The sequence below is a fragment of the Actinoalloteichus caeruleus DSM 43889 genome, assembly GCF_000429185.2.
Classification (GTDB): domain Bacteria; phylum Actinomycetota; class Actinomycetes; order Mycobacteriales; family Pseudonocardiaceae; genus Actinoalloteichus_B; species Actinoalloteichus_B caeruleus.
The window spans coordinates 4,222,583-4,242,239 of the sequence record NZ_AUBJ02000001.1; the positions used below are offsets into that span (position 1 = coordinate 4,222,583).

The 19,657-nt window shown below is 73.9% G+C and carries 14 protein-coding genes and 1 pseudogene; 10 read left to right on the plus strand and 5 right to left on the minus strand.

Features of this window, described 5'->3' with window-relative positions; all coding sequences use genetic code 11:
- Nucleotides 1–515 precede the first annotated feature (515 nt).
- The 4 genes and pseudogenes from G443_RS16710 to G443_RS16720 all read left to right on the plus strand — a co-directional run bounded on the left by G443_RS16710 (nt 516) and on the right by G443_RS16720 (nt 4,914).
- Nucleotides 516–2,669 carry an Hsp70 family protein gene (locus G443_RS16710; RefSeq protein ID WP_051313579.1) on the plus strand — a complete coding sequence of 718 codons (2,154 nt, stop codon included), beginning with the start codon at nt 516–518 and terminating at the stop codon, nt 2,667–2,669.
- A 72-nt stretch (nt 2,670–2,741) separates the two neighbouring features.
- On the plus strand, nt 2,742–3,452 hold the full coding sequence (gene trmB / locus G443_RS16715) for a tRNA (guanosine(46)-N7)-methyltransferase TrmB (RefSeq protein ID WP_030106427.1): 711 nt from the start codon (nt 2,742–2,744) through the stop codon (nt 3,450–3,452).
- A 386-nt stretch (nt 3,453–3,838) separates the two neighbouring features.
- Nucleotides 3,839–4,006 (plus strand): annotated as a pseudogene (locus tag G443_RS25870) (nitric oxide synthase oxygenase); the annotation flags it as partial.
- A 20-nt stretch (nt 4,007–4,026) separates the two neighbouring features.
- Entirely contained in the window at nt 4,027–4,914 is an 888-nt protein-coding gene (locus G443_RS16720; protein WP_308208859.1) for a nitric oxide synthase oxygenase, read from the plus strand.
- A gap of 64 nt (nt 4,915–4,978) precedes the next feature.
- Here the strand turns inward: G443_RS16720 and G443_RS16725 are convergent, their stop codons facing one another.
- Nucleotides 4,979–5,200 carry a hypothetical protein gene (locus tag G443_RS16725; RefSeq protein WP_026417920.1) on the minus strand — a complete coding sequence of 74 codons (222 nt, stop codon included), beginning with the start codon at nt 5,198–5,200 and terminating at the stop codon, nt 4,979–4,981.
- 558 nt (nt 5,201–5,758) lie between these two features.
- Here G443_RS16725 and G443_RS16730 point away from each other — a divergent pair.
- Nucleotides 5,759–5,953 carry a hypothetical protein gene (locus tag G443_RS16730; RefSeq protein ID WP_035275363.1) on the plus strand — a complete coding sequence of 65 codons (195 nt, stop codon included), beginning with the start codon at nt 5,759–5,761 and terminating at the stop codon, nt 5,951–5,953.
- Nucleotides 5,954–6,031: 78 nt separating this feature from the next.
- Here G443_RS16730 and G443_RS25125 read toward each other — a convergent pair whose 3' ends face one another.
- Together G443_RS25125 and G443_RS16740 are read right to left on the minus strand one after the other, a co-directional pair.
- Nucleotides 6,032–8,290 carry an FtsX-like permease family protein gene (locus tag G443_RS25125; protein ID WP_051313583.1) on the minus strand — a complete coding sequence of 753 codons (2,259 nt, stop codon included), beginning with the start codon at nt 8,288–8,290 and terminating at the stop codon, nt 6,032–6,034.
- On the minus strand, nt 8,281–8,997 hold the full coding sequence (locus G443_RS16740; RefSeq protein ID WP_051313585.1) for an ABC transporter ATP-binding protein: 717 nt from the start codon (nt 8,995–8,997) through the stop codon (nt 8,281–8,283). The genes G443_RS25125 and G443_RS16740 overlap by 10 nt, the downstream gene beginning before the upstream one ends.
- 193 nt (nt 8,998–9,190) lie before the next feature.
- Between G443_RS16740 and G443_RS25540 the strand changes: the two genes are divergently transcribed.
- The 3 genes from G443_RS25540 to G443_RS16755 all read left to right on the plus strand — a co-directional run bounded on the left by G443_RS25540 (nt 9,191) and on the right by G443_RS16755 (nt 14,433).
- Nucleotides 9,191–10,432: a sensor histidine kinase gene (locus G443_RS25540; RefSeq protein ID WP_051313587.1), complete on the plus strand. Its 1,242-nt coding sequence runs from the start codon at nt 9,191–9,193 to the stop codon at nt 10,430–10,432.
- 65 nt (nt 10,433–10,497) lie between these two features.
- A complete protein-coding gene (locus tag G443_RS16750; RefSeq protein WP_016700599.1) occupies nt 10,498–11,151 on the plus strand; it encodes a response regulator in 654 nt (217 codons plus the stop codon).
- 543 nt (nt 11,152–11,694) lie between these two features.
- Nucleotides 11,695–14,433, plus strand: coding sequence for a MinD/ParA family ATP-binding protein (locus G443_RS16755; RefSeq protein ID WP_051313590.1), 2,739 nt, complete (start codon nt 11,695–11,697; stop codon nt 14,431–14,433).
- Nucleotides 14,434–14,509: 76 nt separating this feature from the next.
- Here the strand turns inward: G443_RS16755 and G443_RS16760 are convergent, their stop codons facing one another.
- Nucleotides 14,510–16,822: a (Fe-S)-binding protein gene (locus G443_RS16760; RefSeq protein ID WP_026417923.1), complete on the minus strand. Its 2,313-nt coding sequence runs from the start codon at nt 16,820–16,822 to the stop codon at nt 14,510–14,512.
- Nucleotides 16,823–16,979: 157 nt separating this feature from the next.
- Here G443_RS16760 and G443_RS16765 point away from each other — a divergent pair, with 157 nt between their 5' ends.
- Both G443_RS16765 and G443_RS16770 read left to right on the plus strand, forming a co-directional pair.
- The gene (locus tag G443_RS16765) at nt 16,980–17,384 is read left to right on the plus strand and encodes a DMT family transporter (RefSeq protein ID WP_026417924.1); all 405 of its coding nucleotides are present in this window, start codon (nt 16,980–16,982) and stop codon (nt 17,382–17,384) included.
- Nucleotides 17,381–17,962 (plus strand): TetR/AcrR family transcriptional regulator, encoded by a 582-nt coding sequence (locus G443_RS16770; protein WP_016700007.1) that lies wholly within the window; start codon nt 17,381–17,383, stop codon nt 17,960–17,962. The genes G443_RS16765 and G443_RS16770 overlap by 4 nt, the downstream gene beginning before the upstream one ends.
- Nucleotides 17,963–18,087: 125 nt before the next feature.
- On the opposite strand, the gene G443_RS16775 is transcribed toward G443_RS16770, so the two are convergent.
- On the minus strand, nt 18,088–19,050 hold the full coding sequence (locus G443_RS16775) for a TetR/AcrR family transcriptional regulator (protein ID WP_051313592.1): 963 nt from the start codon (nt 19,048–19,050) through the stop codon (nt 18,088–18,090).
- Nucleotides 19,051–19,657 lie beyond the last annotated feature (607 nt).

The following is a 19,657-nucleotide window of genomic DNA, read 5'->3' on the forward strand; positions in this document are numbered from 1 at the left end:
CTCCTCGACCGGCCCCGGTGCGGGTCGGGTCCCGAGGCCGTGGCACCGGTGCTGATCCGCATGTCCTCGAGGTGGACCGCGCGCTCCGGTCGGGGGCGCCCCTGGTCCTCGCCGCGCGGCGGCTGACATCCCGAGGCGACCCACCACTTCCCACTCCTGGCTCCCGGGGCCGGTGCCGGACGCGGTGGCGCCGTCGGGCTGCCACCGGTGGTACCACCATTCCCGCGCCAGGCACCGGGTCGGTCGGCCCGGCGCTGGGACCGGGTGAACCCGTGCCGCCCCGGTGGTCGGCGAGGTGGTGCCCTCCGGTTCGGCCGCGGTGGGCGGTCCGTGAGACCGACGGCACCGCCCGTCCACCCGGTTCCAGCCCCGGAGCGGACCTGCGGGGACGGCGTCGCGACGGCGCGCGGGTTTTCGGGGCGCGGAGCGGCGGGCCCAGCCCGCCGTGGGCGCCCGCGCGACGGATGCCCACCCGTAGCCTGTGAACCGCACGACGTCAGGGAGGACTCGATTCGGTGCGTGAACTCGCCGTCGACTTCGGCACGTCCAACACGGTGGCCGCGGTACGCGCTTCTCCCCACGAGCGGCCCAGGCTGCTGGCGGTGGACGGCTGGCAGGTGCTCCCCTCCGCCGTGTGGCTGGCGCCGGACGGCGAGCTGGTGGTGGGGGTCGACGCCCAACGCCAGGCGCGACTGGACCCGACCCGCTACGAGCCGACGCCGAAGCTCCGCGTCGACGAGGTCGAGGTGCTGCTCGGCGACCGGGTGGTGCCCGTCGTCGACCTGATCGCGGCGGTGCTGCGCAGGGTGGCGGGTGAGGCTCGGCGCCAGCTCGGCGGCGAACCGCACCGGGTCGTGCTGACCCACCCGGCCGACTGGCACCGGATCCGCCGGAACACCCTGCGGGCGGCGGCGAGGGCCGCCGGTTGGTCGGGGCCGGTCAGCCTCCTCGCGGAACCGGTCGCGGCGGCCGCCCACTTCGCCGAGGTGACCAGCCACGAGCGGGTCGTCCACCCAGGCCAGGCCCTGGCCGTCTTCGACATGGGCGGGGGTACGACGGACACGGCACTGGTCCACAGGGGACGGGATGACGGGTGGCGGGTGCTGGCCGAGGCCGGGACACCGGATCTGGGCGGCGGGGACGTCGACCAGCTGCTGCTGGAGCACATCCGGTCCTCGGTCGGTCCTGACCGGCCGGAGTGGGGCGAGTTGGTCCGCCCCTCGGGTCCCGCCGCCCGTCGCGCGGCACGAGCACTCGCCGATGACGTCCGCGCCGGCAAGGAAGCCCTGTCCCGGTATCCGCAGACCGACATCCCCCTGCCGGACCCCCTGCCCGACGCCCACGTCACCCGCGCCGAGTTGGAGGGCCTCGTCCGTCCAAGGCTCGAACGCACCGTCGCGATGCTCGCCGGCACGGTGGGCACGGCCAGGTCTGACCTGGCCGGGGTCTTCCTCGTGGGTGGGGCGACCCGGATGCCGCTGGTCGCGACCATGATCGGGGAACGGCTCGGTGTGGTGCCCGTCGCGGTGGAGTCCCCGGAGAGCAGTGTCGCGCTCGGCGCGTTGACCACCCGCGCGGCCAGTGACTTCACCGAACCCGGAGCCCCGCTCGGCGAGGAACGTCCGCCCGAGGACGGCGATGCCGTGACGGCGGTGACCCGGGCTACCGGTACCGGTGAGGAGCCGACCCGTCGGCTGGCGGACGGGCCGGCGTCGGCCGACCCTCGTGGCGCGGCGGCGGGTGGGGCCGTCCCGCCGGGCGCCGAGGCGCCCACCCGGAGCATCCGCGCCGAGGACGGCCCGACCAGTCGGGTCACCGCGACGCCGGTCGGTGGGCACCCCGCCGTCGCGCCCGCCCAGCCGGCTCCGGGCGCCGCCCCCACCGGCTACCCCGCGACGCGACCGGTCGACGCCAGTCGCGTCTACCGGGTGGACCAGGCCCCGTGGCAGCCCGCCCCACCAGCCCCACCCGCCCCGCGCGACCGGCGAGGCGGTCACCGCCGCGTCTGGTCGGTGGTGGCCCTGGTGGCCGTCGTGGTCGCCGTCGCGATCGCGGTGGTCCAGCTGTGGCCGGTGTCCGGCGACGACGTGTCCGGCCAGGACCCGGCCGGCCCCGGGGACGGCGGCAGGGCGACCGAGGGCCCACCCGGCACCGCCTCCCGGGTGGCGGAGACCCGCACCCACGAGGCGGAGGATCCAGCCAAGCCCGTCCCCGGTGGGCGGGTCGACCCGTCGGTCGGCGAGCTGTTCCGGGAGGAGGCGCTCCGGGACTTCGCCGGCTCCGCCGCCGCGGGTGCCGAGGAGTGCGCTCCGGCGGACATGCCGGTACTCGACATGGTCGTGGGGTCCGGGGACGCCGTGACCTGCGAGTACACCGTCGACGGGGTGGGTTGGACGGTGACCTTCCTCTCCGGGAGCGGAGCCTGTGAGGTCGCGCTGCTCGCGAGCTCGCTCGGGGAGTCCCACGGCGCGGGCACCTGGTCCGGTGGTGGGTACTCCGGTCGTTACCAGTTCGGCAGCCTGCCCGCCGGGGCCCCCGTGTCGGCGGCGCTCACCTACACGGCCGACGGAGAGCCGCTGTGCGGGGCGGTGGAGCCCTCCGGTGGAACGTCGGTCACTCCCGAACAGCTGGTCACCTTCTGGGAGGACAATGTGCGTCCGGTGGGGTGAGCGGAGGCGTTGGGCGCCGAACCCGCACCCGACCGGAGGACCAAGCGAGCAGGGAGAGGAGCGGTCGCAGCGATGCCGGTGACCGAGCAGGCACCGCACCTGAGGAGGGTGGTCAGCTACGTCCAGCGGGGCGAGCGGATGACCACCGGACAGCAGCGTGCCTGGGACACGTACTGGGCCGAGCTGGGCAGGGACGGGGACGGCCTTCCCGACGGCCCGTTGGACGTCGAGGGCTGGTTCGGCCGGTCCGCGCCGCTGATGCTGGAGATCGGCTCCGGGATGGGGGAGACCACCGCCCAGCTGGCCGCCGCCGAGCCGGAACTGAACTACCTGGCCGTCGAGGTGTACAAGCCGGGGCTCGCCCAGCTGCTCCTGCGGTGCGAACAACACCAGGTCGGCACCCTGCGGGCGGTGCGCGGTGACGCGGTGCGGCTGCTGTCCTCGAACATCCCGGTGGACTCCCTCGGGGGAGCCCGGATCTTCTTCCCCGACCCGTGGCCGAAGAAGCGGCACCACAAGCGGCGGCTCGTGCAGCCGGAGTTCGTGCGGCTGCTGGCCTCTCGCCTCGCGCCGGGCGCGTTGCTGCACCTGGCGACCGACTGGGAGCACTACGCGGCCCAGATGATGGCGGTGTGCTCGGCGGAACCGTCGCTGCGGAACCGGTACGCGGACGAACCGGGCGGGTGGGCTCCCCGGCCGGACTGGCGCCCGGTGACGAAGTTCGAGCAGCGGGCGACGGAGGAGGGCCGCGTCGTGCGGGACCTGTTCTTCGAACGGGTCTGAGCCGGTCGGGATCACTCGAACCGGTCATCAAGTGTCGGGGTCCGGGCGACGAAAGGGATCACTCTTCGCAGGTCACCGCTCGAACGGGTGGCCCCGCTGCCCTGAGCAGGATGACCCGTCCGGCAGTGACGCGTGAACGGGGAGCCGAACTACGTTCCGGTCCGTGTCCGCCTCGCACCGGAACTCCGTGTCCTCGCCCCACCGCCCCCCGTCGGTCGCCGCGTCGCGGGCGGCGGTCGGGGCGGTCGTCCGCCTGGACCACCCGGCGGACCGCCCCCGGGCCGGCGATCGCGGTTCTCCCAGCCAGGTGACCCCGTCGGGCGGGGCGTTTCCCGGCCGGCCCGGCGCCTCCTCGACGGCGGGGTGAGGCCGCCCGTGACGAGCGGGTGGTCGCGGAGGCGGTCGCGTTCCTGCGGCTCCACCACGCGGGCCAGACCGACCCGAGCGCCCTGTCGAGCAGGGTGGACCAGGTCAGGCGGGAGGTGGCCCGCACCGGCACCTACACCCACACCGGCGAGGAGTTGAGGTTCGGGGCCTGGCTCGCGCTCCGGGAAAGCGGCCACTGCCCCCGGGAGTGGGCTGGCGGGACCTGGTGGTCAGGGACCTGCGCGTGGTGCGTGACCCGGCGGGCGTCGCCGCGGGCTGCGCGGACCACCTGCGGACGGCGGTCGTCCCCCCGTCTTCCCCGGCGGGCCGGGCCGGGGCCGGTGCCCCACCTCCCAGCGGTGGCCAGGTCAGGCCGGTGGTGACCGTGTTCGGGCCTGACCTCCCCGGTGAGCCGGCCGCGAGGGTGCACAACCTGGAGCTGGTCGGGTACGCGGGTTACGAGCGGTCCGGGGGCGCCGTCGTCGGGGACGCCCGGCATGTGGGGATCACCCGGTCGCTCGGTGGACTGGGCTGGCGACGTCCGCTGCGGCCGGGGCGGTTCGACCAGCTGCCGTTGGCGATCGCGTCCGGCGGGGCCAGCCCGATGCTTTTCGACGTCCCCCGGGACGCGGTGTACGAGGTGCCGCTCGAACATCCGGAGTGCGACTGGTTCCCGGAACTCGGGCTCCGTTGGCACGCGACGCGGGCCGTCACGGGACTGGCGCTGCGGGTCGGAGGCGTCGTCTACCCGGCCGCGCCGTTCAACACCCCTTACGGGGCCTGGGAGATCGCGGCCAGGCTCGGGGCGGCGGCGGGGTTCGGGGCCGAGGCCGAGGTGGCGAGCCGGTGGGCTCGCGAGGTGGATGCGGCCCCCGAACCCGGGCGGGGACTGGAGGAGCTGGAACGGGCGGTGGGGCACTCGTTCGCCGCGGCCGGCGTGGGCCTGGCGGGCCGGGTCGGGCCGGCGGAACGCCGGTGTTCGCGGCTCCGGGCCTGGCGCGGCTCGCGGGGCCCGGCGTGCTTCGTCGTGGAGCCGGACCGGCTGTTCGCTCTGCCGGGGCCGGGGACGGTGTCCGTCGCCCCGGCCCCCGGCTGATCGGCCGGCTCAGGAGGGGTGGTGAACCGTCGGGCGCGGGAGCCCCGTGCGGGGACCCGGCCGGTCACCGGGTGGAGAGGGAACCGTTGAGGACCAGGGCCTCCGGGCGGCGGCTGGCGCGGCGGGCACGCTCGGCGGTGGCGCGCCGGGCCGCCCGCTCCTCCTTCTCCTCGGCGCGCAGCGCCTGCCGCTCGGCGACGTCCGGCAGCACGGGGCTCAGCGCCATCAGCAGCAGCACGCCCAGCGCCAACAGGACGGCGGTCCAGGTGAAGGCCATCGTGAGCATCGTTGTCTCCTCGTCGTTCGGTGTGTTCCGTTGTCATGTCCCACTGTCGTCGCCGCGGCGGCTCGGCGAATCGGTCGATGAGCCGGGACCGCGCACCGATCGGCCGAGGGGGACTTCCCTGACCCCGAACCCCGAGGCGTTCCGGGGGCGGGCCGGCGGGGGAACCGGGGCGGAGGCCGTGGCCGCGAACGGCAGCGGGGCGGAGGCAGCCCGGAACCGGCTTCCGGCGGGGAGCCGGCGGTCGACCCGTCCGCACCGGGCCGGGTGGGCGCGTGGGAGGCCGCCAACGGCGTTCGACCGCCTCCCCGACGAAGCGTCGGCGAGAGGCCGGCTGGCGTCCCCCGGCCGACGGCGGCCGGACGGGTCGGTGTCACCGGCCGACCGGAGGTCCGCGTTCGCCGCCCGGGAGCGGGGGGCGGGGGCGATCGACGGCACCCGTCCGTAGCCTGGGACGCTGACTGGCCCGACCGGTCGCAGCCCACCCGGGAACGGGCCGGCGCTGGACCCGGGTCACCTGGTGCGGGCGCACCACACCGAGCGGAGCCGGGAGGTTGTCGGATGTCGAAGCGCCGAGAGGGTAGCGAGCCCACCGCCCGGCAGAGCACGATGTGCCACAACTGCGGTGGTCAGGGGCACCTGCTGGAGCCGGTGTGCGCGGTGATCGGCGGCTCGGGGCGGTCCCTGCCCCAGCTGCGACCGTGCCGGTGGTGCGGCGAGTCCGGTCGGGTACCGGGGCTCACCCCGCCCACCTGAGCTGGCCGGGCCACCGGACCCTGTCGGGCATTCCCGGTGCGCCAGCGCCCCCGGTGCCGTCACACCGGACGGCCCCCGTCACCGGCCGGCCAGCGGTTCCCGGCTGGCGGAGCGGAGGGCGGGACCGGCCGTGGCGGCGGCGACCATCGCGGCCAGCGATCCCACGGCGACGGGCAGCACCAGCCAGCCGTTCGGCGAGGGGGCCAGGTCCCACCGCGACAGCACCGCCGCTCCCACGAGGAATCCCGCGCCGGAGGCCACGAGGCTCGCCACCAGCCTCGGCACCGCCGCCTCCAGCCGCGACGCCCGCCTCAGGGCCCGCACCGAGGCCCCCGCCGCCACCAGGGCCCCGATCGTCCGCCGCCGGTCCGTGATCGACCCGGCGGCGCTCAACGCGGCCCCGCACCCCGCGAGCAGCCCGGCCCCCAGCAGACCGAGCGCCGCGGCCCAGCGCAGCTCCTCGTGGAGCTGGTCCGCCACGGCCCTCCGCTGGGCGCCGCTGTCGACGGCGAGGCCGGGCGCGGCCCCTCCCAGGACCCCCCTGGTCGCCTCCCTGGTCCCGGAGGTCGTGGTCACCAGCACGGCGGCCTCGGTGAGCGCGCCGGGGTCGGCCAGCGCCGACGGGTCGACCAGCGCCCAGCCCTCCGCCGGCGGTGCTCCGTCCCGCTCCACCCGGCGGACCAGGTGATCAGCGCCCGCCAAGGCCAGCTGGTCACCCGCCAGGTGACCGCCGCCAGCCGAGTGCCGCACCACCCGGGGGCGGACGTCCGCCGCGCCGCCGCCGGCGAGGAGCACGGCCGGGGAGCCGGCGCAGTCCCCGGAGCTGACCCGACCGAAGGGGACGGCCTCGGCACAGGGCAGCACGAGCGCGTCCCACCGCGCGAGCCCGTGGCCCGCCACGGTCGCCAGTCCCGCGACGGCGACGGTGGCCTCGATCCCCCGCTCGTCGAGACCGGTGCGGACGGCGTCGGCGATGGGCACGGCCCGGGTGCTGGGCAGGTCGACGGTGAGGACGGAGTCGGCCACCGGACGCTCACCTGAGGTGGGACCGGGTGGGTTGGACAGCAGGGTGAGGGTGGTTGACGCCAGGAACACGGTCAGGACCAGCCCGGCCCCGGCGCGGTACGCGCCCACGGGGTCGGCCAGCAGCCGGCGGCCGGCCAGCAGCGCGGCCGGTCCACGCCAGAGCCGCGCGAAGGCACCACCGAGCGCGGCTGCCAGTGAGGGGCCGACGAGGGACACCGACAGGGGGAAGGCCACCAGCCCCAGCACCGCCAGCGGGAGCGCGTGCTCCCCCGACGCGTTCACCCCCCACAGGAGGACCGCCAGGGCGAGCACGGGCGCCACCCACCGCCACGGGGACGGCCGTTCCCACCGCCGCTCGCCGGCCGAGCCCCACGGCGACCGCGCCGCCCGGCGCGTTCCCACCACCGAGGCGGTCACGACACCCAGGGGCACCAGGACGGCCACGAGGAGCGTCATCGGACCGGGGGGCGCCAGGTCGTCCGGCGACCAAGGGCCGTCACGCCACGGCACCAGTGCGGCCAGCGCGCGCAGCGGGGCACCCGCCACCAGGCCGGCCGCCGTGCCGAGGACGCCCGCCACCGCGGCTCCGGTCGCCGCCATCGCTGTGACCTGCCAGGGAGTGGCTCCCGAGAGCCGGAACGCCGCGAGCCGCCGGGGCCGGCGGGCCGCCGCCAGCCGGGCGGCCGAGGCGATCAGCACCAGGCAGGGCACACCGAGGGCCACGACGCCGAGGCCGGCCACGGCGAGCAGCGGGAGGTCGGGTTCGCCGCCGTGGACCGCCAGGCCGGGGACGGCGGCGGAGAAGGCCGGCAGCGTCCCCGGTTCGTGGCCGACCAGCGCGAGCAGCTGGTCGGGGTGCGCCAGAGCGGCCTCCTCGACCGTCCCGACCACCTCGCCGTCGAACCGCACGGCCAGGTCCTGGTACGGGAGGTCGGCCGCGAGCTCCGCCAGCGCCGAGGACATCAGCACCTCGCCGGGTTCGGGGAAGCGCGGCACACCCGGGGGGACGGGGATCGTGTCGGGGGAGATGTCCCCTCTGGCCGGGGCCACGTCGATCCTGGTGATGGCGCGGTCGCCGACGACGTCCGGCGTGGTGAGCACGAGCGCGCGAGCCGGCCGGGCGCCGTCGTCGGCAGGGTGTTGCCAGGCCGCGCGGGCCGAGCGGTCCAACGCGGCTGACGGGAGGGTGACCAGCAGGGTGATCAGCGCGGTCGTGGCTGCGACCCCCAGTGCGGTGAGCAAGGTCGCGACCAGGGCGCGCCGGTCGGCCACCAGGACCCGCAGCGCCAGGCGGACGGCGTTCACGCGCACGCCCGCTCCGCGCTGAGCCGCCCGTCCCGCAGGACCAGCCGCCGGCTCGCCAGGGCGGCCACCGAGGAGTCGTGGGTGACCAGGACGACGGCCGCCCCGGTCGTGTGGGCGGCGTCCAGCATCGCGTCGACGGTGTCCCGCCCGGTCCCGCTGTCCAGGGCGCCGGTGGGTTCGTCGGCGAAGACCACCCGGGGTGAGTGCCCGAGCGCTCGGGCGACGGCCACCCGCTGGGCCTGCCCGCCGGTCAGCTCGCGGGGCCGGTGGCCCGTCAGGTCGCCGAGTCCCAGCCGGTTCAGCCAGGTGCCGGCGGTCTCGGTCGCCCTTGCCCGGGAGACGCCGGCCAGCAGCAGCGGCAACGCGGCGTTCTCCAACGCCGTCAGCTCGGGGACCAACATGCCGCCCTGGAACACGAAACCGAAGGCCCGCCGCCGCAGCTCGCTCCGCCTCCGCTCGCTGAGCGAGTCGATCCGGTGGCCGTCCAGGATGACGGTGCCCTGGTCGGGCGGCAGGATTCCCGCCAGGACGTGGAGGAGGCTGGTCTTGCCCGAGCCGGAGGGGCCGACGACCGCCACGACCTCCCCGGCCCGGATCCCGAGGTCGACGTCCCGCAGCGCGACGGTGCGCCCGTAGCGTTTCGTCAGTCCACTGCCCCGCAGCACGGTGTCGCCCCGACCGGATCCGCCGAGGTGGGCGCCGGCGTTCACCACCGTTGTCCCCTTCCCATGACCAAGGCCCGGCGCCCCCCGATGGCGCCGGGCAGGGAGCATCCTGCCGTCCCGCGCCTTCCGCCCACTTCCTCCTCACGGTCGGGAAGCGCGGTTCTCCCCTCGGCCGATCGGCCGACATCCCGCACCGGTCGGCTGACGTCGCGGGCAGCGGACTTCCGTACCTTGACGTGTTGTGGCTTTCCCTCCTCCGCTCACCGAGCCGGCGCCACCGAACCGGAACCTGCGTGGCCTGCTGCGCCAGCAGTGGCCGCTGGTCCTGTTCTTCGGGTTCCTGCTCACGCTCAGCGGCTACGCCTCCCTCCGGCAGGGGCCGGCCGGGACGCTGGACGCGCTCAGCGCCGCCCTGACGGCCCTGTTCGCCGTGGTGGCGCCGCGCCGCCCGGTGCAGGCGGCCCTGCTCGGCGCGCTGTCGATCGTCGCCGTCGTCCCGGTCGCCCAGGACGCGTTCCGGGACGGGCTGGAGACCGCGGTGGCCGGCAACCTGGGGGTGAAGCTGGCGGCGGCGATGGTGTTGACCGCCTACGTGGTGCGGTTCAGCGGTCGGCGGGTCGCCTGGTGGTGCGTCGGAGCGCTCACCGCCGCCCTGTCCGTGCTGATCACGGTGTCCAGCGGCCCGCGACCGGAACGGGGGCTGGCCACGCTCTTCCAGTTCTCCCCGATCGGCGCGCTGCTGCTCGTCGTGTCGGTGGTGACCGGCCTCTACTTCAAGAGCCGGGACAGCGAACGACGCCACTCGGTGAGCCAGGAGGTGTCGGCGGCGCAGCAGGCGGAGCGGATGGCCCTCGCCCGGGAGCTGCACGACGTGGTGGCCCACCACGTGACGGGGATCGTCGTGCAGGCGCAGGCCGCCCGGGTGGTGGCCTCCGACAACCCCGAGGTGGCGTTGCGGGCGTTGGAGCTGATCGAGCGCAGCGGGGTGGAGTCGCTGGCGGCGATGCGACGGCTGGTGGGCACGATGCGGGGGGCACCGGCGGCGGGTTCCTCCAACGCCACCGAGCAGGCCACCACCGACCTCGACGCGGACCTGCGGCGGCTCACCGTGGACGCGGCCCGCAACGGCATCCCGGTCATCCTGGAGATGGACCAGCTCCAGCCGGTTCCCCCGGAGCTCGGCCGGTCGGTGCTGCGGCTGGTGCAGGAGGCGATGACCAACTCGGGCAAGCACGCCGCCGCGCTGACCTCGGTGGTGGTCCGGGTGGTCGAACGGGACGGCGGCCTGGAGGTGCGGGTCACCGACGACGGCCGGGGCAAGGCCGAGAAACCGGTGGGGGGTTCCGGGGGCTACGGTCTGGTGGGCATGCGGGAGCGGGTGGAACTGCTCGGGGGGCAGTTCGAGTCGGGGCCCGGCGACTACGGCGGCTGGCGCGTCTGGGCGTGGCTGCCGATCCGGGCGGAGAACGACTCCGACGGCTAGTGGGGGCTCCCGTTCCGGCAGTGAGCAGCAGACGTCTTCCGAACCGACAGACAGCCGAGGTGCCAGTGACGATCAAGGTGCTGATCGCCGACGACCAGGAGATGGTGCGCGCCGGGTTCAGGATGATCCTGGACGCGCAGCAGGACATCGAGGTGGTGGCCGACGTCTCCAACGGTGTGGACGCGGTCAACCAGGCCAGGGCACTGCGACCCGACGTGTGCCTGATGGACATCCGGATGCCCCGGCTCGACGGGTTGGAGGCGACCAGGCAGCTGGCGGGGCCGGAGGTCGCCGACCCGGTCAAGGTCGTGGTCGTGACCACCTTCGACCTCGACGAGTACGTCTCCAGCGCCCTGTCCTACGGGGCCTCGGGCTTCCTGCTCAAGGACGCGGGGCCGGCCCTGCTGGTGGAGGCGGTGCGGGCGGCGGTGCGCGGCGACGCCCTGGTGTCGCCGCAGATCACGGTGCGCCTGCTCCAGCACTACCAGTCGGGGCGCCGCACCAGCCAGCGCCGGCCGGACGTCTCCCTCACCGACCGGGAACTGGACGTGGTGCGGGCGGTGGCGAACGGGCTGACCAACACCGAGATCGGCGGGAAGCTGTTCATGTCGCTGTCGACGGTGAAGACGCACCTGGCCTCGGTGCAGGGGAAGTTGGGCGCGCGGAACCGCGTCGAGGTGGCCGCCTGGGCCTGGCGTTCCGGCCTGATGGAGGACTGACGGGGGCAGGAGCCCCAGGCTCCTCCCGCGCCAGCGCACTCCTGTCTGCGATGGACAGCAGGCGGAATGGTCGTGAGGTCGTCACCCTGGGTGTTCGCACGACTCGCCAGGGCTAGTAGCGTGACGCCGTGTCCATTCCTGTTCGGGCCGGTGATCTGTCCCGGAGCTGCCGGCAGCTCCGGAGGCGACCGAGTCCATCAAGGAGAGTCCCCCGGCGCACCTCCTGCGGTACTACGCGGCGGAGTGCGGGCTGAAACACGCGCTGCTCCGCCGGCGGAACGGCCGGACCACCGATGACCTGCCGCCCCAGCAGAGGAAGGGCGAGAGCGGGCACGACCTGCGGTCCCTCGCCAAGGAGCTCCGGCTGGCCGATGCCGACTACCGGGAACTGCGCGCCTGCCGGCGACACGGGTCCGGTTCCGTCCGGCACCACGAGCTGCACGAGGCGTGGCGGTACGGGGTGCGGCTGGACGCGGAGGGGGAACGGAGGGCCGTGGCAGCACTCGACCGGCTCGTCCAGTGGGCCGTCAAGGAGGGAGGCTCGTGAGCACGTTCGACCACTGGCACTCCGAGCCACCCACGTTCTTCACCTGGTTCGACGTGGAGCAGTGGTTCCGGGACCTGGCGGCCGAGGGGGAGTGGCCGGAGTGGCTGGTGGAGGTGGACGCCTACTGGGATTCCCTGGAGCTGACGCTCGACCAGCAGGTCACCTTCGGACAGGTCTGGGACTACCTCGGCGACACCCTGGGCCGCCTCACCGTCGACCGGGAGGCGGAGCGGCTGCTGCTCGAGGATGGCGGCGACGACGGTGGGAACGGGCTCGATGTCGTCCTCACCCGCGCGGCCCCGGACCACGACTCGGGAAGGCGGTATCGCCGGCCGAAGTGGAACGAGAACCGGGTGACCAGGGAGGTCGGTGAGGCACTGCCACGACCGAACAACGCCGAACTGCCGCACGGGGTCAACGTGTCGGCCTTCCACTCCTTCAAGGGAGGCGTGGGGCGGACCACGCACTGCGTGGCGACCGCGCGGGCCGTCGCCGCGAGCGGGCAGCGGGTGCTGCTGGTGGACGCCGACCTGGAGGCACCGGGGATCACCTGGATGCTGGAGGCGCAGGGCAACCGCATCACCTTCTCCTTCGAGGACTTCCTCGCCCTGCTGCACGGGGCCGACGAACCGGACCGCGCCGTCGCCGTGGCCAGGAGGCACCTCGCCAACCAGGAGATCGACGGGGTCCTGCTGCTGCCGGCCCGGCGCGACCCGAACCGGACCGAACCACCTCGCCTGGTGCCGGGCGACCTGCTGACCCCCAGCCGATCCCGCTACTTCCTCACCGAATCCCTGGCGAGGCTCGCGCACGCGCTCGGCGCGGGCACCGCCCTGGTGGACCTGCGCGCCGGGGCGAGCGAGTTGAACGCGGCGGCATTGCTCGACCCCCGCGTGCACCGCGTCTTCGTCACCACGGCCAGCGACCAGTCCGTCCGGGGAACGGTGGCACTGCTGGACGAGGTGCGCCGCCGGGCGCCCAGCGTCGCGGAGGACGACCCGGTCCCGACCGTGATCGTCACCCAGTACCAGAACTCGGTGCACGACGGCGTCGTGGAGGACGCGGCGGCGCGGCTCGCCGAGGCTGTCACCCGGATCATGAAGGGCGGGGTGGGGACGGAGGAGGTGGCCGGGGAGGAGGACCCGACCACCGAGCTGCTGGTCACGACACCGCTCCGGAGTCCGTTCTCGGCCGGGTTGCTGGCGCTCCCCGCCTCCTGGGACGGGGTTGCCGCCGCCAGCGACCGGGCTGGCCTGGGGCGCGTGGTGGCCGGCCTCGCCGACAACCTCCGCGCCGGGGTCACCCCGGAGCCGGTGGCGGACGTGTCGCCCTCGGATCGGCCCAGCCTGCCGGACCGCCGCCGCTGGTTGGCCGAGCGGGCCCGGTTGCTGACCTACGCCGAATCCGCGATGGAGCATGTCGAGGATGCTGGTCTCCTCCGTACCAACTCCCTCGTGAACCTGGCCTCGGCGCACCGCACCGAGGCCCCGGTCGAGGTGGTCGTGGGGGCGAAGGGGTCCGGGAAGACCTTCACCTTCCTGTCCCTGTGCCGGCGGCGGACCTGGGGCGCCTTCGGCGCAGACCTGGGTGTCCGGGACATCGAGCTGGACGCGGACATCGTTCCGGTCCTGTCCTCCCAGAACCTCAGCGATCGCATCGGGCAGGACATCGACGAGATCCGCCGCTCGGCGGCGAACCGGCTGGCCGGCGTGGAGGGGGCCGAGGTCGAGGTTCCCGCGCGCGACCCCAAGGAGTTCATCGACGAGAAGTTGCAGGAGGACCGGACCGACGACGACTGGCGGCGGATCTGGCTCACCGTCCTCGCCCGCTCGGTGGGCATCCCGGCGGAGCCCGACACCGCCGAGGACTACCTGGTGGAGCTGGCCCGAAGGCGTAGCGCCATCTTCGTGGTCGACGGCTTGGAGGACCTCTTCCAGGGGCTCAGCCGGGAGCCCCGCCAACAGCAGGCGCTCCGGGTGTTGCTGACCACCTGCATGGAGTGGATGCGCAAGCTCCGGGGCCGGCCGCTCGGGCTGGTCATCTTCGTCCGGCGGGATCTCGTGTGGGACGCCATCACCCAGAACACGGCGCAGTTCCTCGTGCGGTACCAGCATTTCGAGCTGCGCTGGGACCACGTGGAGGTGCTGCGCCTGGTGGCCTGGGTCTGCCATCACTCCCGCGCGTTGCCGAGGGCGAGCGAGGACCTCGTGCAGTCGGCGGGCCACGACGTCCTCTCCGAGCACCTCCTCTCGCTGTGGGGGGAGCGGCTGGGTTCCGCGCGGAGCAGGGAGGTGGGGTCGCAGGCCTGGTTCCTCGCCGCGTTGTCCGACTCCAACCAGCAGATCCAGGCCCGGGACATCGTCTCCTTCCTCAAGGAGGCGGCGGAGGAGTCCGCCGACGACCCCGAATCGACGAGGTGGACCGACCGGTTGTTGACGCCGATGTCCATGCGTCGGGCGTTGCCGGCGTGCAGCCGGCAGAAGATCGAGGCGACCGAGCAGGAGCTCTCCGCCATCGAGTGCATCTTCACGCGGATGCGGACCCTCGACCACGAGATGCGGAAGGTGCCGTTCCGGCGGGAGGACGTCGGGCTGAGCCTAGAGGACATCGCCCTGCTGGAGTCGAACGGCGTGGTGTTCCTCGTGGAGAACGAGTACTCGATGCCCGAGATCTACCGGCACGGGCTGAACTTCAAGGCGACTCGCCTGCCCTGGTCACGGCGATCTGGTGAGTAATTCGTCCCCCGGGGGCGCGGGACGGCGCTGACGGGAGCGGGTGGGAGGGGCGCCGCGCGGGACGCCCCTCCCAGTCTCAGCTCCTGGCGTCCTGGTCGGGCAGTGGCGTGCCGGTCGACGTCTCGTCGGTGGGCACATCGGCCCGTCCGTCCGGCGTCGTGCCGGCCCCGTCGCTCCCCTGCCCCCGGCGGACGGCGGAGAGCAGCAGCTGCGCCACGTCGACCACCTCGACGTTCTCGCCGGCGGTGCCCTCGTTCTGCCGCTGGGTGACGCCGTCGGTGAGCATCACCCGGCAGAACGGGCAGCCGGTGGCGATCTTGGAGGGGGCGGTGCCCAGCGCCTCGTCGACCCGGTCCACGTTGATCCGCTTGCCGATGCGCTCCTCCATCCACATCCGGGCGCCGCCGGCCCCGCAGCACATCGACCGGTCGGCGTGCCGGGGCATCTCCCGCAGGGAGGCGCCGGAGGCGCCGACCAGCTCGCGGGGCGGCGAGTACACCTGGTTGTGGCGGCCCAGGTAGCAGGGGTCGTGGTAGGTGACGTCCTCGGCGATGGGGGCCACCGGGGTGAGCCGTCGTTCGCGGACGAGCCGGTTCAGCAACTGGGTGTGGTGGACGACCTCGTAGTTCCCACCGAGTTCCGAGTACTCGTTGGCGAGGCTGTTGAAGCAGTGCGCGCAGGTGGCGACGATCTTGCGCCGGCCGGCCGGGCGGCCCTCGAAGACGCCGTTGAGCACCTCGACGTTCTGCTGGGCGAGCATCTGGAACAGGAACTCGTTGCCGGCCCGTCGCGCCGGGTCGCCGGTGCAGCTCTCCTCCGGTCCGAGCACCACGTACTTCACGCCGGCGGTGTGCAGGAGTTCCGCGACCGCCCTGGTGGTCTTCTTGGCGCGGTCCTCGAAGGCCCCGGCGCAGCCGACCCAGTACAGGTACTCCACGTCGTCGGCGAGCTCGCCGTCGAACACGGGGACCTCGAAGTCGAGGTCCTCGGTCCAGGCGAGGCGGTCCTTGGCGTTCTGGCCCCAGGGGTTGCCCTTGTTCTCCAGGTTCTTGAACATGCCGCCGAGCTCGGTGGGGAAGTTCGACTCGATGAGCACCTGGTAGCGGCGCATGTCGACGATGTGGTCGACGTGCTCGATGTCCACCGGGCACTGCTCGACGCAGGCCCCGCAGGTGGTGCAGGACCACAGCACCTCGGGGTCGATGACTCCGCCGAGTTCGCCGTTCTCGCCCGGTTCCCCGATGAGGGGCCGGTCGGCCTCGGCGAGGGCGAGGGCGTCGATGCCGGCGAGGCGGGCCTCGGCGCCGTCGCCGGTGATGCCGACCTCGTCGCCGGCCATGTCCTTCCGGCCGCCGGCCATCAGGTAGGGGGCCTTGGCGTAGGCGTGGTCGCGGAGGGCGGTGATGACGAGCTTGGGGGAGAGGGGCTTGCCGGTGTTCCAGGCGGGGCACTGGGACTGGCAGCGCCCGCACTCGGTGCAGGTGGTGAAGTCCAGCCAGCCCTTCCAGGTGAAGTCCTCGACCTTGCCGGCCCCGAAGGTGTCGGTGTCCGGGTCGGCCTCCTCCAGGTCGAGGGGCTTGCCGTCGCTCATCATCGGTCGCAGCGCGCCGAGGGCCTGGCCGCCTTCGGGTTCCCGCTTGAAGTAGATGTTGACGAAGGCCGCGAACCGGTGCCAGGCGACGCCCATCGTGATGTTCCTGGCGACGACGACGAACCAGAGCATCGAGACGAGGACCTTCGCCGTGGCGACGAGCAGGACCCCGGTTTCGAGGGCGCCGGTCGAGGCGCCGGAGAAGGCCAGGACCAGGGGGTAGCTGGCCAGGAAGCTCGCGGAGTAGGAGTCGGCGCCGAGCAGCGCGCCTTCGAGGCCCCGGAGCAGCAGCACGCACAGCGGGATCACGAGGATCACCGCTTCGACGAAGTAGGCCTGCCGGAAGTTGGACCCGGCGAAGCGGGACACGCGGTCGGGGCGGCGCGGGTGGTTGAGCTGCCGGATCACGATCAGCGTGAGGATGCCGATCAGGGTGGCCGCGGCGAAGAACTCGATCACGACCTCGAAGACGATCCAGTGCCCGATCAGCGGCAACGCGAAGGTGGGGTCGAAGAGCTGGCCGTACCCGGTGGCGAGGGTGGGGACGAGGAGGACGAAGCCGGCCGCGACGAACCAGTGCGCGGCACCGACGACGCCCCACTTCAGCATCCGGGTGTGGCCGAGTGCCTCGGTCAGCATGGTGCGCAGCCGGGACCCCCACGGTCCGTTCCTCGTCGGGTCCGGTTGCCCGAGGCGGATCGTCTTGACCATGCGGGTGATGGCGCGCACGAACAGGGTGACGGCGTACGCCGTGGCGGCGAGGCAGATCGCCACGAGGGTGAGCTGGAGAGCGCCCATGCTTCCGGCCTCCTGATCGGGACTGTTCCCCGCAGCCTAGACCAGGTTACCGGCCGGTAATAACTCCCGGCGCTGTCGGTGTGCCCAGTTTTCGCGGCCTCCGACCGTGCGGCCGTGCATAATATGGAACAAATGTTCTGATTGTTAGGGGGTTCGCATGGTCTACCTGCTGCTCGCCGTCGCGATCGCCGCCGAGGTGACCGCGACGGTCGCCCTCCGCTTCTCCGAGGGCTTCTCCCGCCTGATCCCCTCGATCATCGTGGTGGTGGGCTATGTGATCGCCTTCCGTACGCTGGCCGAGGTGCTGAAGCGGGGGATGCCGATCGGCACCGCCTACGCGATGTGGGCCGGGATCGGGGTGGCCGCCGTCGCCGTGATCGGGGCGCTGTTCCTCGGTGAACAGCTGACGCTGGTCAAGATCGCCGGCCTGGTCCTCGTGGTGGGAGGTGTCGTGCTCCTCGAACTCGGGGGCGGGCACGGCGACCCCGGGGCGTCGTCCTCGGTCGCCACCGAGGCGGACCTGGACACGGGCGGGAACGGAAGGGCGGGAGCGCAGGGGTGACGGCGGAGTCGCGGGACGGACGGGTGGCCAGGGGTGACCGGCGCCGTGCGCTGATCGTCGCCGCCGCCGTCCGGGTGGTCGAACGGGAGGGCGTGGCCGGGCTGACCCACCGCGCGGTGGCCGCGGAGGCCGGCGTGTCGCCGACCTCGACGGCCTACCACTTCGCGACCGTGGACGACCTCATGGTCGGCGCGCTCCGGGCATCGGTGGAGGACAGCGCGGGCGGTCTGCTCGACCAGGTGCGGCGGACCGCGACCGATCCGGTCCGTGCCCTGGCCGACTACGTCACCGTCCACCGGGGGCGGGCCATCGCCGAGTACGAGCTGTACCTCCAGGCGGCCCGCCGGCCCGCGCTCCGCCCGATCGCCAGACAGTGGTTGGACGCCCTCTCCGAGGTGCTCCGACCGGTGGTACCGGACGAGACGGCCCGGCGCGCCCTGGTGGCGACCGTGGACGGCCTGCTGTTGCAGTCCCTGCTGTCGGACGAGCCGCCGAGTGAGGCGGAGATGCGCGCGCTGCTCGGGCACGTCGTGCGGGTCAGCGGCTCCGACACCGGACCGGCCGCGCCCCACGGTTGACCGCCCCCTCACCGTTGACCGAGTCGGACGGTTGACCGGGCCGATATCGGTTCCCCCGAGCCTGGTGGGCCGGCCGGGAGCTGCCGGCCAGGGCGGGGGCCCTCCGCCGGGGCGGGGGCGAGGGGTCAGGGCGCGGTCGACCCGGTGCGGCCGTGGGGCCGGGGGCGGTCGCCGCCGCCCGCCCGGCGCGCCCGGTAGGCACGCTGCTGGCAGGCACGCGAGCAGTAGCTGCGGCGCCGGCCGGTCGGCGCGAGGACCAGTTCGGCTCCGCAGCTGAGGCACCGCGAGTGGTTCCGGGGGACGACCGTCCCCGTCGCGGAGCCAGGTTCCAGCGCCTCCCGCGACAGCGCCTCCCGCGACTGGGACTCCTGGGCGGCGACCAGGGACTCGACGCCGTCCAGCAGCCTTGCCAGACCGAGTTCGAACGCCGACCGGGGCTCGGGGGACGCTCCGGCCGCCGCCACCTTGGCCAGGCTCGGGTGGTTGGTCAGGTCGAAACGCCGCCAGAACGGCGAACCCGCTGACCGCCAGCCGTTCTCCCAGGTGCCCGCACCCTCGACCGACAGCCTGGCGGAACCCCGGACGTAGCCGTCCACGGCCTGGGCCAGGTTGACCAGCTCGTCCTCCGGTAGCCCCGTCGCCAGCAGGACGTCCAACGCGGCCTCGTGGGCCGCGAGCATGTTGGGCCCGGGAACCGCCCGGTGCGTGGAGATCTCCAGGACCCAGGGGTGGCGGTGGTAGAAGTCCCAGTCCTGGCGGGCACGGGCCTCCAGCCTCGCCCGCCAGCCACCGGCCAGGTCGTAGAAGAGCGAGAGCTCCCCGTACGCGCGGTCCACCATCACGTCCACCAGGTCGTCCCTGCTGGGGACGTGGCGGTACAGCGACATCGCCGTGAAACCGAGCCTGGTCGCGACGGCGCGCATCGACACCGCCGCCAGCCCACCCGCGTCGGCCATGCCGATCGCGGTCTCCGCGATCCGTTCCCGCGTCAACCGAGGTCGACGGCCACGGTCGGAGTCGCCGGTGGTCCCCCACAACAGCGCCATGCCGTGCGCGAACGTCTCCTGGTTCGTGCTCTTCGCCGCCATCCCACGTCCACCGGTCCTCGACGATTACCCGGAGTATGTATACAGCCCACACCCGTGGTGTACGGCGCACACCTCCGCCCTCGGCGCGTCCCGTCGGCTTCGGCGTCGACTTGCGCCGCTGAGGCGGGGGCGGTGCGGATTCGGCCGGGGAACGCGGGCGCGACGGCGTTCCCGATTCCTGGCGAGCGGGGTGAACCGGAGCGGGGAGGCGATTTCCCCGAACGTCGAGGCGGCGCGGGTTGGTTTTCCCTCACCCGGCGGACGCCAGCGCACGCGCGATGCGTGGATGGTCGTCGGAAACCCGATCCCGCCGTCGTCCGCACGGGCGCTACCACGGCGGCGCGCCGGCCGCCACCGCGCGAACCGGGCCTGGTCAGCCGGTGGAAGGATGGCGTCTAGCTCGTCGGAGGGAGCCAGGCCACGCGCCGCCGAGGGGCGGCATCCCGCCACTCGGCTTCGAATGCCCACGGGCGGGAAGGGTGTCCCGCCCGCTTCCCGTGCCGGCGAGGAAGCGAGAAGGCCCGAGGAGTGGCATCGCTCCGGAGTGGGCTCACCATTCCTCGTGGGGCGAATGCGGAGTCGGCCGACGGCGGAAAGGGAAGGAGAA

What these genes read in the sequence shown, in the direction of transcription:
- G443_RS16725 (WP_026417920.1), bottom strand. Translation starts at nt 5,200, where the DNA reads ATGCTCACGATGGCCTTCACCTGGACCGCCGTCCTGTTGGCGCTGGGC.
- G443_RS16765 (WP_026417924.1), top strand. Translation starts at nt 16,980, where the DNA reads ATGGTCTACCTGCTGCTCGCCGTCGCGATCGCCGCCGAGGTGACCGCG.
- trmB (WP_030106427.1), top strand. Translation starts at nt 2,742, where the DNA reads ATGCCGGTGACCGAGCAGGCACCGCACCTGAGGAGGGTGGTCAGCTAC.
- G443_RS16730 (WP_035275363.1), top strand. Translation starts at nt 5,759, where the DNA reads ATGTCGAAGCGCCGAGAGGGTAGCGAGCCCACCGCCCGGCAGAGCACG.
- G443_RS16775 (WP_051313592.1), bottom strand. Translation starts at nt 19,050, where the DNA reads ATGGCGGCGAAGAGCACGAACCAGGAGACGTTCGCGCACGGCATGGCG.
- G443_RS16760 (WP_026417923.1), bottom strand. Translation starts at nt 16,822, where the DNA reads ATGGGCGCTCTCCAGCTCACCCTCGTGGCGATCTGCCTCGCCGCCACG.